General features: G+C 66.2%; 10 protein-coding genes. 3 read left to right on the forward strand and 7 right to left on the reverse strand.

Annotated features, from left to right (window positions below):
• Positions 1-66: 66 nt before the first annotated feature.
• Complete coding sequence (locus tag ABGX75_RS13595; RefSeq protein WP_110062394.1) at positions 67-3,174, reverse strand: efflux RND transporter permease subunit; 3,108 nt, start codon at positions 3,172-3,174, stop codon at positions 67-69.
• Positions 3,174-4,304: an efflux RND transporter periplasmic adaptor subunit gene (locus tag ABGX75_RS13600; RefSeq protein ID WP_110062393.1), complete on the reverse strand. Its 1,131-nt coding sequence runs from the start codon at positions 4,302-4,304 to the stop codon at positions 3,174-3,176. Before ABGX75_RS13600 ends, ABGX75_RS13595 begins: the two co-directional genes overlap by 1 nt.
• A 302-nt stretch (positions 4,305-4,606) precedes the next feature.
• On the opposite strand from ABGX75_RS13600, the gene ABGX75_RS13605 reads away from it, so the two are divergent.
• Together ABGX75_RS13605 and ABGX75_RS13610 are read left to right on the forward strand one after the other, a co-directional pair.
• The gene (locus ABGX75_RS13605; RefSeq protein ID WP_287124045.1) at positions 4,607-5,791 is read left to right on the forward strand and encodes an NAD(P)/FAD-dependent oxidoreductase; all 1,185 of its coding nucleotides are present in this window, start codon (positions 4,607-4,609) and stop codon (positions 5,789-5,791) included.
• A 39-nt stretch (positions 5,792-5,830) separates the two neighbouring features.
• Entirely contained in the window at positions 5,831-6,250 is a 420-nt protein-coding gene (locus ABGX75_RS13610; protein ID WP_287124044.1) for a hypothetical protein, read from the forward strand.
• Between the two features lie 73 nt (positions 6,251-6,323).
• Here ABGX75_RS13610 and ABGX75_RS13615 read toward each other — a convergent pair whose 3' ends face one another.
• The 4 genes from ABGX75_RS13615 to ABGX75_RS13630 form a co-directional block, all read right to left on the reverse strand.
• Entirely contained in the window at positions 6,324-6,614 is a 291-nt protein-coding gene (locus ABGX75_RS13615) for a YqjK-like family protein (protein ID WP_011506742.1), read from the reverse strand.
• Positions 6,601-6,996 (reverse strand): phage holin family protein, encoded by a 396-nt coding sequence (locus ABGX75_RS13620; RefSeq protein WP_011506743.1) that lies wholly within the window; start codon positions 6,994-6,996, stop codon positions 6,601-6,603. Before ABGX75_RS13620 ends, ABGX75_RS13615 begins: the two co-directional genes overlap by 14 nt.
• Entirely contained in the window at positions 6,996-7,325 is a 330-nt protein-coding gene (locus tag ABGX75_RS13625; RefSeq protein WP_011506744.1) for a DUF883 family protein, read from the reverse strand. Before ABGX75_RS13625 ends, ABGX75_RS13620 begins: the two co-directional genes overlap by 1 nt.
• Before the next feature lie 84 nt (positions 7,326-7,409).
• Positions 7,410-8,444, reverse strand: coding sequence for a phospholipase A (locus ABGX75_RS13630; protein ID WP_110062390.1), 1,035 nt, complete (start codon positions 8,442-8,444; stop codon positions 7,410-7,412).
• A 300-nt stretch (positions 8,445-8,744) separates the two neighbouring features.
• Between ABGX75_RS13630 and mscK the strand changes: the two genes are divergently transcribed.
• Positions 8,745-12,164 carry a mechanosensitive channel MscK gene (mscK, locus tag ABGX75_RS13635; protein WP_258305858.1) on the forward strand — a complete coding sequence of 1,140 codons (3,420 nt, stop codon included), beginning with the start codon at positions 8,745-8,747 and terminating at the stop codon, positions 12,162-12,164.
• Here the strand turns inward: mscK and ABGX75_RS13640 are convergent.
• Positions 12,161-12,922, reverse strand: coding sequence for a TlyA family RNA methyltransferase (locus ABGX75_RS13640; protein ID WP_347410497.1), 762 nt, complete (start codon positions 12,920-12,922; stop codon positions 12,161-12,163). The genes mscK and ABGX75_RS13640 overlap by 4 nt on opposite strands.
• Positions 12,923-12,973: the final 51 nt, after the last annotated feature.

The following is a 12,973-nucleotide window of genomic DNA, read 5'->3' on the forward strand; positions in this document are numbered from 1 at the left end:
TCCGTTGTCTGCTGGTCATGCCGCCGATGCTGTCGGCGGCATTTTTTTGTCACGACGTTCCTCTCATCACGACGTTCCTTCCATCTCGCGTGTCAGGCGCCGGCTGACATCGCTGGGCGAGCCGGTACGTCGGGCCAGAATGTCGTAGGCGACGGGTACCACCAGCAGCGTGAACAATGTGGCGGCGGCCACGCCGCTGAAGATGACCGTGCCGATGACGAGCCGCGTCTCGGCACCGGGACCGCTGGCGAAGATCAGCGGCACGGCGCCGGCCATGGTGGTGACGGCGGTCATCAGGATCGGACGCAGGCGCGTCACCGAGGCATCGATCAGGGCATCGCGGAAGGCGCGGCCCTCGTCGCGTAGCTGATTGGCGAACTCGACGATGAGAATGCCGTTCTTGGCGGCCAGCCCCACCAGCATCACCATGCCCACCTGACTGTAGATGTTCAGCGACTGGCCGGTCAGCCACAGGCCGAACAGGGCGCCGCTGATCGCCAGGGGCACGGTCAGCATGATGACCAGCGGATGCACGAAGCTTTCGAACTGCGCCGCGAGGACCAGGAAGACCACCAGCAGTCCCATGATCATCAAGAAGGTGGTGGCGCCGCTGGAATCCTGGTAATCCCGCGAGGGGCCCTTGTAGTCGATCATGGCATCGGCGGGCAGCACCTCGTCGGCGAGCGTGTTGAGATAGCCCAGGGCCTCGCCCATGGACGCGCCGTCGGCCAGGTTGGCTTCCAGGGTGATCGCGCGAACGCGGTTGAAACGATTGAGCTCGCTGGCGTCGGCGTAGTCGCTGAGCGTCACCAGGCTCGCCAGGGGGATGAGTTCGCCGCTGCGGTCGGAGCGGACCTGGATGTTGTCCAGCGCGCGGGGACTTCGTTGCGTGTCGCGCTCGCCCTCGAGGATGACGTCGTATTCCTCGCCGTCATCGACATAGCTGGTGACGCTGCGACCGCCGAGGAGCGTCTGCAGCGTGCGGCCGATGGTGTCGACGTTCACGCCCAGGGCGGCGGCGCGCTGGTAGTCGATCTCGATGCGCAACTGCGGCTGGGTTTCCTTGTAGTCGCTGTCCAGGGCGGTCAGGCCCGAGTCCTCGTCTGCGCGAATGCGTTCCAGCAGCTGGTCGCGCCAGGTGACCAGCGATTCGTAGGTACCACCGCCGATCACGAATTGCACCGGTTTTTGTATGCGCCCACCGAAGCCCTGCCGCATCACCGGTGCCGCCTCGACGCCGGGCAGGTCCGCGAGACGCCGGCGCACGTCGGCCATGATGTCCCAGGCCGAGCGCCGCTCGCCCCACGCCGCGAGGCTGACGATCACGATGCCGTCGTTGAAGTTCTCGATGTTGCCGTAGCCGCGCGGTGCGCGCACCGAGATGTTGCGAATCTCGCCTTCGTCGACCAGCGGCAGCAGGCGCGCCTCTATCTCGTCCATGTAATCCTGCATGTAGTCGAAGGTGGCGCCTTCGGGACCGTTGACGAGGATGAAGAAGTTGCCGCGGTCCTCCTGCGGGGTGTACTCGTTGGGCAGTTCGCCGAACAGCCACACGGTGGCGCCGAGCAGCGCGGCGAACGTCACCAGACATGCCCAGCGCCAGCGCAGCAGGGTGACCAGCACATGGCGATACAGACGCTGGGTGGCGTCGAGCAGGGTGTGCACGGCATGACTGATGCGGCTTTCATGCATGCGGGGGTCGAGCACCTTGGAGCACATCATCGGGGCCAGGGACAGCGCCAGCAGGCACGAGATCGCCACGGCGGCGGCCAGGGTCAGCGCGAATTCGGTGAACAGCCGGCCGATGTCGCCGCGCAGAAAGCTCAACGGCACGAACACCGCGATCAATACCAGCGTGGTGGCGATGACCGCGAAGCCGATCTGGCGCGTACCGCGAAACGCCGCGACGAGTGGCGTTTCGCCGTAGAGCTGCATGCGCCGGTGGACGTTCTCGAGCACCACGATGGCGTCATCGACGACCAGGCCGATCGCCAGCACCAGCGCCAGCAGCGTGAGCAGATTGAGGGTGAAGCCGAAGGCGTTCAGGGCGATGAAGGTGCCGATGATCGAGATCGGGACGGTGACCGCGGGTACCAGGGTGGTGCGCACATTGCCCAGGAACAGGAAGATCACCACGACGACCAGTCCCATGGCGATGAACAGCGTGGCCACGACCTCCGTCAACGCCCCGGAGACGAACACCGAGGAGTCGAAGTTGAGCCGCATCTGCATGCCGTCGGGCAGGGTCGACTCGAGGCGCGCCATCTCCGCCTTGACGCCCTGGGACACCTCCAGAATGTTGGCGGTGGACTGCTTCATGATGCCCAGGCCGACCATGGGCACGCCGTTGCCGCGAAACAGTGAGCGCTCCTCCACCGAGCCGACCTCGACGCCGGCCACATCGCTCAAGCGCGTGAGGTAGCCGTCGTCACCCTGGTCGATGACCAGGTCACGGAAGTCGGCGGCGGTTTCGAAGCTGCGCGGCAGGCGCAAGGTGAACTGCCGCGAGTCGGACTCCAGGAAGCCGGCGGGCAGTTCCACGTTCTCGGCGCGCAGCGCATCTTCCACATCGGTGACGGTGAGCCCGCGAGCGGCCAGGGCATTGCGCTTCAGCCAGACGCGCATGGCGTATTCCTTGCCGCCGCCGACGCGCACGCGTGACACCCCGGTTTGCGTGGCGAAACGATCGACCAGGTAGCGATTGGCGTAGTCGGTCAGCTCGGGCACCGTGTAGCCCTCCGCCGTGAGGCTCAGCCACATGATGACGTCGTCGCTGCTGTCGGCCTTTTCCACCTCCGGGGGCTCGGCTTCCTCGGGCAGATTGTCGCTCACGCCGGAGACGCGATCGCGAATGTCGTTGGCCGCTGCCTCGATATCGCGATCGAGGTTGAAGGTGATGTCGATTTCCGACTCGCCGTCGCTGCTGGTCGATTCGATGAGGTCGATGCCCTCGATGCCGGCGATGCGGTCCTCGAGCACCTGCGTGATGCGGGTTTCCACCACATCCGCCGAGGCCCCGGGGTAGTTCGTTTCGATGCTCACCACGGGCGGATCGATGGCCGGGTATTCCTGTACCGGGAGTCGTTCGAGGGCGATCAGGCCGAAGGCGATCAACAGCAGGGCGAAGACGGTCGCCAGCACCGGACGCTGAATGGCGGTATCGGAAAGACGCATCAGTCGCTTTCTCCGCCACGTGAGTCGTCGTCGCGGGCGGCTTCGAGGATGTCGCTGATCTCGCGGCTGCCATCGTCGAGGGCGAGGATATCGACGCGGTCGCCGTCGCGCACCTTGGTGGTGCCGTGACTGACGACCCAGTCGCCCGCCTGGAGTCCGCTGCGTATCTCGACCTCGCCGGCGCGACGCTCGCCGATTTCCACGCGGCGCCGTTGGATTCGATTGTCCGCGTCACGCGCGATGCGCATCACGTATTGACGCTCGCCGTTGGGCACGAGCACCGATTCCGGGACCACCAGCGTGTCGCGGGGGCGGCGTTCCAGGGTCACGATCATCAGCATGCCGGGGCGCAGCGTGCGTTCGGGATTGGGCAGCTGGGCGCGTACGCTGACGCTGCGCGACACAGGGTCGATGCGGGTGCCGATGCTGGTGACCTCACCGCGAAAGACCTGTTCGGGGTAACTGGCCGTGGTGGCGCTCAGCGACATGCCGGGCGCGAGCGCGCCGAGAAACGTCGCCGGGACGGTGAAATCGAGTTTCATGCGGTCGAGCTTGTCGAGGGTGACCAGCTCGGTGCCCGGGGTGACCAGGGCGCCGACGCTGAGGTCGCGCTGCCCCACGGTGCCGGCGAAGGGCGCGCGCAGCTGGTGGTCGGCGAGGCGCGACTGTATCTCGTCGATCTGGGCATTGACCTGCGCCAGCTGGGCCTGGGCATCTTCGACGTCGGCGCGGATACCGACGTTGCGATCCTGGAGTTGCCGGGCACGGCGCACGGCGTTCTCGCGTTCCTGGCGCAAGGCCCTGGCGGCACGCAGCTCGGCCTGCTCCGCACTATCGTCGAGACGGATCAGCAGGTCGCCCGCCGCGACGCGCTGACCATCGTCGAAGCTGAGCTCGGCGATGGTCTCGGTCACGGTGGCGGACAGCGTCACGCTCTCGTCGGCACGCAGCGTCCCCAGCGCTTCCAGCGGATCGCTCCACTCGGTGGTGGTGACGGGCGCGGCGATGACCGACGTACGGGCATCGGGGTCCTGTGCGTTGGCACTGCCCAGCATCGAAAGGCCAAGCAGCGCCACACCCAGGCGACGACGGCCGCGGGCGGCCACGGCAAGAAGCGAAAGTACGGGCATAATGTCTCGTTATTGTCTCGGTGCGATGATGACCGCGCGGCCAGCGCCTGCGTAACGCCTGACGTCTCTCGCCATTGAAGTGGCACGCTGGCATGTTTCGGAATGTCTCTCGTTGTATCCGACCCGGGCGCCGGATAAAAGTGCGCATTGGCTCGAGCGCCATGATGCACGCTTTTTACACGTTTGCGGATCCGGCGGCGTGGCCTGCGTTCAACGCGTTGCACCGGTGTCGGTGCGCCACGCTCGTCGAGGTGTCGCATAACGCTTAGAATGCCACCCTTTGCCTGGAACGAGACGCAACGATGGCACAGACGTATGACGTAGTGGTGATCGGTGCCGGCGCGGCGGGACTGATGTGCGCGTCGACCGCGGGATACGCGGGGCGCCGCGTCCTGGTGCTCGACCATGCCAACAAGGCGGGCAAGAAGATCCTCATGTCCGGCGGGGGGCGCTGCAACTTCACCAACCTGGCGACGGGGCCGGCGAATTTCTTCTCGGCCAACCCGCACTTCTGCATCTCCGCGCTCAAGCGGTATACGCCGGGTCACTTCGTCGAGCTCGTCGAGCGCCACGCCATCGAGTATGTCGAGAAGGCGCCGGGCCAGTTGTTCTGTGCCGACTCGGCCAAGCAGGTGGTGGCCATGCTGCTGACCGAGTGCGAGTGGGCCGGGGCGGAGGTGCGCCTCAAGACCCGGGTCGACTCGCTCGAACGCCATGGCGAAGGCATGCGTCTGGCCACGTCCAGTGGCCCGATCGACGCCGGCACGGTGGTCATCGCCACGGGTGGCCTGTCGATTCCCACCATGGGCGCGACCGGCTTCGGCTATGACGTGGCGCGCCAGTTCGGTCTATCGGTGTCCGAGACCCGGGCCGCGCTGGTGCCGTTCACGCTCACCTCGCAATGGCGCGAGCGTGCCGCGTCGCTGGCGGGAGTGAGTTGTCCGGTGACGGTCGAGGCCGGCGAAGGGCGCTATCACGAACCGATGCTGTTCACGCATCGCGGCGTCTCCGGGCCGGCCATGCTGCAAGCCTCCAGTCATTGGCAACCGGGCATGGCGTTGTCCATCGATCTGCTGCCGGAGGTCGATGTCGCCGGGGAACTGACCGCCATGCGACACGACGCGCCCAAGCGGCGGGTGGCGACGTGGCTGGGGGAGCGGCTGCCCAAGCGCCTGGCACAGGCCTGGTGCGAATGGCACGGCCTGGCGGATGTGCCGCTGGGGACGTTGTCCAACCGTGAGGTGGCGCGCCTGGAGGACGAGTTGAAGCGCTGGCAGCTCAAGCCCGCCGGCACCGAGGGCTGGCGCACCGCCGAGGTGACGCTGGGCGGCGTCGACACGCGAGCGATTTCCTCCAAGACCTTCGAGGTGGAGGGGCTGCCGGCTTTGCGTTTCATCGGCGAGGTGCTGGATGTCACCGGCCAGTTGGGCGGCTTCAATTTTCAGTGGGCCTGGGCGTCGGGCGTGGCCTGTGGGCAGGCGGTCTAGCACGGGCGGACGATAAGGGCGAGCGAGGAGGAGGGGAGGATGTCGCGACACCTCGGGGACAGAGTCGTCCAGGCGCTGCGTCGATGGCGTTGGCCTGGGCGCTCGCGCCAGGCGGAGCAGCGTCTGCCGGTGATCGTGTGCGGGCTCGATTATGCGCATTATCGTCTGCTCACGCGGCTTGCCCGGTCGCGCCGCTATGACGCGCTGGCGGCGGTCGATGACTATCCGTGGCATCACGGGACGCAAGTGGAGGGCGTGCGGGTCTACTACCCGAGCGAGGTGCCGTCGCTGGCGCGCCGTCATGGCGCGGTGGCGGTCGTCTACTGCCATGACGACGACCTGGCCGTCTTCGACGCGCAGACACGCGAGGCCCTGGACCAGGCCGGGGTGCCGTGCGTGCATGTCTCGCCGGGCGACGAGGATGTCGAGGACATTCTGGCACGTCAGCTGGCCTCGTGAGTGCCTGGCGTGACACGCTGCCAACGCAAAAAGCCCCCATGTCGGGGGCTTTTGACGGGCATGGCGAAAGGCGCTAGCGGCGTGCCAGCCGATACAGGGCGCGCGCGCGATTGGCCAGCAATACCGCCGAAAGGCCGCGTCGCAGCCAGGAGCGTGCGGTCTTCGGGCGTCGCGCGCCCTGGGCCGCGAGCAGGCCGAAGGTGCCGATCAACGGCACTTTCCATTGCATCACGCGCTGCCAGGCATGATCGATGGGCGCCGTGGCATCGCGCCATTCGTGCAGGGCGTGCCCCATGTCGAGCCGCTGCTGCAGAATGCGTGCCTCGAGATAGTCGAGTTCAGCGGCACGTTCACGACGATTCACGAGAACCCCCCAGCGCTTGGCGGTCTTGTGCCAAATGACTCAAGGTGGACTGCATCAGGCGCCGGCGCTTGGCGATACGCTTGGCGCCGTACAGGCAGAGGGCAGCAATCACGAAAAGCGCTGCCGAGCACAGCCCGATGGCCAGCAGGCGATGGTCTTCCCAGTACATGACCACCAGCAGCAGCAACAGCATGCCGATGGCGAACGAAAAGGTGATCAACGCCGCGCCGGCCATCAACAACAGGCTGAGCATGCGGTCGCGTTCGGCTTCCAGCTCGAGAACGGCGAGGCGCAAGCGCGTCTCGCCGGTCGCTACGAGAGTGGCAAGCAATCGACGCACCGAGGTGATGACGCGCTCCGCCGGTCCCTGGCGATCAGCCATTAGCGACGCCCGATGAGCATGCCGACGACGACCCCGAGCGCAGTGCCGATGCCGATGCTGGTCCAGGGGTTGTCGCGTACGTAGCGGTCGCAGTGATCGATCTGATCGCGTGCGTTGTCGTATACCTTCTCGCCGCGGGCTTCGAGCTTGGCGCGCGTCTCGGTGAGGCGCTGCTGGGCACGCTCACGCGCTTGCGTGATATGGCCGCGAGAATCGTCCGCTGTCGCCTTGACCAGCTCCTCCACGGTTTGCGACAGGTGGCGCAGATCGTCTTTGAGCTGCTCGGTGGAAGCGTCGCGTTCACGCTGGCCGGTGGGCTGCATGGTCATGTGTGTCTTCCTCTGACAAGTTAATGGCGTCCTAAGCATAGCAGGCAACGGCGCTGCATCAACAGCGCGCAACCGTATGCATTGTCAATCCAGTCCGGGAATGCCCGCCAGGAAGGTGTTGATGCTGAAGCCGAGCCCCAGGCGACGGTTGATGTGATCGTAGTCGATCAGGCTCTCGCCGTAGCCGTGGTAGTACTGAACGTAACCGCGCACCTTGCCGAATAGCGGAAACGAGTAGTCCAGTTGCGCCCCGTAATGACTCTTGCCGGGATTGCCGCGCATCAGCAGCGAAACTTCCTGGTCGCCGAAGGCGCGGACCAGCGTGACGTCGCCGTAGCCGATGTAGTCCTCGAGGTCCGGGTTATCGTCGTCTTCCTCGTTCTCGGGGACTCGCCAGTGGGGCGCCACGCTCACCGCCCATTCGCCGCGCTGGAACACCATGTCGGCGTAGACGCGGTTCCAGCTGCGCGATAACGGATCGGAACGGCCGTTGGACTGGTGCGCAAAGCCGAGACGATTGATGGTGTTGGTCCAGCCCAGCGCGCTCATGCTGTTGTCGAAACTGATGAACGCCTCGGGCTCGTAATTGGTCTCGCGGAAGGGGGCCGAGGCCTCGGAGTTGTAAGCCTGCCACCAGCTGCGCTGCGTGTAGGCGAAGTACACGTCGCCGTTGTCGTCGAAGAGATCTTCGATCAGGTTGACCTTGAAGCTCAGCTGATACTTGACTTCGGTGTTGTCGGCATCGGTGGCGTCGGTGACTTCGGCGAAGCGATCCTGGTCGGGGTTGGCGTTATAGGCCCACGGCAGCAGATAGTTGCGCCGGTAGGTGGTCACCGCCAGGGGATTGCGCGAAGACTCGCGCTCGAGCTCGCGACGCTTGTCGACGCGGGTTTCCAGATTCTGCGCCTCGCGTTCCGCCGGGCTGGCATCGGCTTCTGTCGCGCTGGCATCCTCGGCCAGCGTCTGACGCAGGTCGCGCAGTTCCGTCTCCAGCGTCTGCACGCGCGCCTCGATGGCCTGGCGCTCGCTGGCGCTCAGCTCGGTGGCGGCATGCACGGAGCTGGAAAGCGCCAGGGTGAGCAGCGCAATCATCGGCAAGAAGGGGCGTGGTGACTCCATGTCATTGAATACCTTGTCGATAGTGTAAAACGCTGTGGCCCAACCGCATGTCATGTCGAGGCGAGCGGAAAGACGCGTCGAGCCTGGCCGACCGGGCACATGGGTGATCGTGAATGTTTCTATCACGTCGAAAGGGCGAAGCAAATATCGGTGCGCAACATTGCCAAGGTCCTGTCACGCGCCGACAATCGGCGCATCGCTAGGTGACGAGGAAACAGCATGGCGTGCCGACGCAGGTGTCGTTTTTTGACGTGGCAAGGATTTCCCCGGCGATGCATGATCAGGGGCGCCAGGACACGTGTGGCCCATTATATCGCATTCGTGATGGTTTGCCTGCTGTGGGCGGTGGGCGACGCTGCCGCGCAGACGTCGTTGCCCGAGCGCGACGCCTTGCAGGCACGTCTGGAACGCCTGCAGGCCATCGAGCAGCCGGATGGCGATCAGCGCGCGGCACTGGAGGATACCCGGGCCGCGCTGGAAGGACTCAAGGAGCTCCGAACGCTCGACGACAAGCTGCGCGAACTCGAGCAGCGCGCGGCGCGGGCACCGCAGGAGTCGCAGGCATTGGCCGGCGAGCTGCAGCGCCTGGAGGGCGATACGGCGACACCGAGCGCGGACGACTTCGACGAGCTGTCGCTGACTGCCCTGCAGACCCGCACCGGCGACGCCCTGGAAGCCCTCGAGGCATTGCAGGGGCGTCTGGCCGACGTCAACGCGCAGTTGATCAGCGCCCAGACCTTGCCCGAACGCGCTCAGGCGGCGATCAGCGAGGCGCGCGAGCGCGCCGAGACCCGCAAGGCGCAGCTTGCCGCGCTCGACGCGGAGGGCGAGTCGGAGGCCGCCCAGGCCAAGCGTGACCGCTACCGGGTCGAGGTGGCGCTCGCCGAGCAGCGTGCGCAATGGAACCAGAGCGAACTCTCCCACAATACCCGCCTGCGTGAACTGGCGATGCAGCAGCGCGACGTGCTGGAAAAGCGCATCGCGCTCAAGGAACAGCAGCTGGCGGCACTGCAGGCGGCGCTCGACCGCCAGCGCCGTGCCGAGTCGGAAAAAGCCATTGCCGAGGTCGGCCGCGATGACGCCGAGGCCATCGCCGGGCATCCGGTGCTGTCCCAGGTGCAGCAGGTCAATCGTGACTTGAGTCGCGAACTTCTCGATATCACCGATCGCGCCAATGCCATGGTGCGCGAAGGCATCGAGACGCGCACCCAGCTCGACCGCGTGCGCCAGGTTCAGCGCACGCTCAACGAGCAGATCGAGGCGATTCGCGGCAGCCTGCTGTTGTCGCGCATCCTGCGCGAGCAGCGCGAATCCTTGCCTGAGGTGGAAGCGCTCGGCGGTCTTCAGGACGACATTGCCGACCTGCGCTTGCGCCAGTTCGACCTGTCCCAGCAGCGCGATGCCCTGCGCCGTCCCCAGCAGCTGGCCGACGACAGCCTCGCCGAGGCCGATATCGACGATGCGCCGGGACTGCGCGAGGCGCTGGTCAAGCTGTTCGAGTCGCGTCGCGAGCTGCTCGACCAGCTCGACGAGGAATATGGCAACCTGCTGACGATTGCCATCAACCTGCAGCTCAACCAGCAGCAGTTGCTGAAAATCAGCAAGGAGCTGCGCGCCACCATCGAAGAGCAATTGTTCTGGGTCGCCAACGGGCGTCCGCTGGATCTGGCATGGCTGCAGCAATTCCCCGCCACCCTGGGGCAACGCATGGCGGCCGCCGACTGGCGCACGGCGCTGGCTTCCTTGTGGCAACGCCCCGATGCCGGGGCGCTGGCCGTGCTGCCGCTGCTGCTGCTGGCCGGCGCGCTGCTGCTGTGGCGTCGGCGCATCAAGGCTTCGCTGTTGCGTCTGCACGAGGAAATCGGGCGACTGAAACGCGATACCCAGATGCACACGCCACGGGCGATCGGGCTCAACGCACTGCTCGCCGCCCACGGCCCCCTGACGATGGCGGCCGCCGGCGGGGCGCTCAATCTCGGCGGGCAGGGGTTCGCCGTCGTTCTCGGCGATGCGTTGCTGCAACTGGCACTGGCCTGGGGCGTCGTGGCCTGGGCGCGTCGCCTGCTGGTCTCCGACGGCGTGGCCGCACGCCACTTCCACTGGTCGCCGGCCTATGTACTGCGCCTGCGTCGTTTGCTGCTGTGGCTGGGCATGGCATTGATTCCGGTCATCCTGGTCAGCAATGTGGCGCCGTTCAACGAAGCCCGTCTGGCGGAGCGACCGCTGTCGCTGTCGTTTCTGCTGCTGGGACTGGTGGCGATGAGCGTGGTGCTGGTGCGTCTGATCCTCGCCCATGTGCCGTTTTTCGGCCTCAAGCTGTTCCGCTTGCTGCTGGGACTGGCGCTGGCGGCGGTGCCGCTGGTGCTGGCGGGACTGATCATCATGGGCTTCGAATACACCGCGTTGAGCCTGATCGGCCGCTTCATCACCTCGATCTACATTCTCGGCCTGTGGATTCTCGTCGAGGCGGCGGTGGTGCGCGGCCTGGCGGTGGCGGCACGGCGCCTGGCGTATCGGCGCGCGGTGGCCCGGCGTCGTGCCCAGGCCAAGGAGGACACCGAAAGCGGCCTCGAGGTGGTCGAGGAGCCGCCGCTGGACATGGAACAGGTCAATCAGCAGTCGCTGCGGCTTTCCAAGCTGATCCTGTTCTTGGGCTTCACGCTGGTGCTGTACGTCGTCTGGGCGGACCTGCTCGGCGTGTTGTCCTATCTCGACAACGTCACCGTGTGGCAGATCGAGCGTGGTCAGGGCGAGGCGATGACCACCAGCCCGATCACCGTGGCCGATGTGCTCATGGCACTGGCACTGGTGGCGCTGACCCTGGTGATGGCGCGCAACCTGCCGGGGCTGCTGGAAGTCATGGTGCTGTCGCGGCTGAGCCTCAAGCAGGGCAGTGCCTATGCCATTTCGTCGCTGCTTTCCTATACCATCGTGGGCACGGGAGTCGTGGTGTCGCTGGGCACACTGGGGGTGTCGTGGGACAAGCTGCAATGGCTGGTCGCGGCGCTCGGCGTGGGGCTGGGCTTCGGGCTGCAGGAAATCTTCGCCAATTTCATTTCCGGCCTGATCATCCTCTTCGAGCGGCCGGTGCGCATCGGCGACACCATCACGCTGGGCAACCTGCACGGTACGGTCAGCCGCATCCGCATTCGTGCCACCACGGTGACGGACTTCGACCGCAAGGAAATCATCATCCCCAACAAGACCTTCGTCACCGATCAACTGATCAACTGGTCGCTATCCGACAACATCACCCGGGTCGTGCTGACCTACGGCGTCTCGCACGGCTCCGATCTCGAGCTGGTGCATCGTCTGCTGCGCCAGGCCGCCGTGGAAAACCCGCGCGTCCTCAAGGACCCCGAGCCCCAGGTGTTCTGTCTCGAGTACGGGGCGACCGCGTTCAGCTTCGAGTTGCGCATCTTCGTCAACGACTTGATGGACCGACTGTACGCCAGCGACGAGATCAACCGGCGTCTCGATGCCCTGTTCCATCAGCATGGCATTCGCATTGCCTTCAACCAGATGGACGTCTGGCTGCACGATGCCTCGGGGCGGCAGGCCTGGGTGAGCTCCCGGCCCCAGGAGACGGCCACTCTGGGCGATGGTGCCGTATCGGCGAGGCCGGCACGGCGCGACGGCATCGAGGACGTCGATGTCGGACGCAGCCCGAGCGGCGACGGGACGGATGCCGACGGAGGCGGAGGTGACGGCGGCCGCTAGGGGCGGGGGATGACCGCGTGAAGCAGGAACTCGCGGTTGCCGTCGCCGCCGCGCAGAGGGCTTTCCTGCCAGTGACGAATCGCGAAGCCGGCATCGGCACAGCAGGTGCGAATGCGCGCCTCGACGTCCGCGAAGAGCGCCGGATCGCGGACGACGCCATGGGCGTCGACCTTGCCCGGGCCGACCTCGAACTGTGGCTTGACCAGCGAGATCAACTGGCCCCCGGGCGCCAGCACGGCGGCCAGCTCGGGCAGGATCAGCGTCTGCGAGATGAACGAGACATCCATGACCGCGGCGTGCAGTCCTTCGGGGGCGAGCGCGTCGAGCCGCTCGCGGGGCAGGGCGCGGGCGTTGACGCCTTCCAGGCAGGTGACGCGGGCATCCTCGCGCAGTGTCGGGGCGAGCTGGTCGTGTCCGACCTCGATACCGACCACGCGCGCGGCGCCGAAGCGCAACGCGCAGTCCGTGAAGCCGCCGGTGGACTGGCCCACGTCGAGTACCGTCATGCCGTCGAAACGCACGTTGAGCGCCTCCAGAACGCCTTCCAGCTTGAGCCCCGCTCGCGAGACATAGCGTTCCTCCGGGTCCTCGGCGACCGCGAAACGACTGGTGTCGGGCAACGTTTCGCCGGGCTTGGTCAGTACGCGTGGCGTCTGCGTGGACACCAGCGTGACACGGCCGTGGCGAATCAAGCGCTGCGCCCGGGTACGTGAACGCGCCCATCCTTGGGTGACCAGCAGTTGATCGAGGCGTGGCATGTCGGCTCCGGTGCGTCAGTCGGCAAAGGCGTCGCAGTATATCGCGAAGGC

Origin of the sequence: Chromohalobacter sp. (genome assembly GCF_039830575.1) — a bacterium.
In the GTDB taxonomy this organism is placed as follows: Bacteria; Pseudomonadota; Gammaproteobacteria; order Pseudomonadales; family Halomonadaceae; genus Chromohalobacter; species Chromohalobacter israelensis.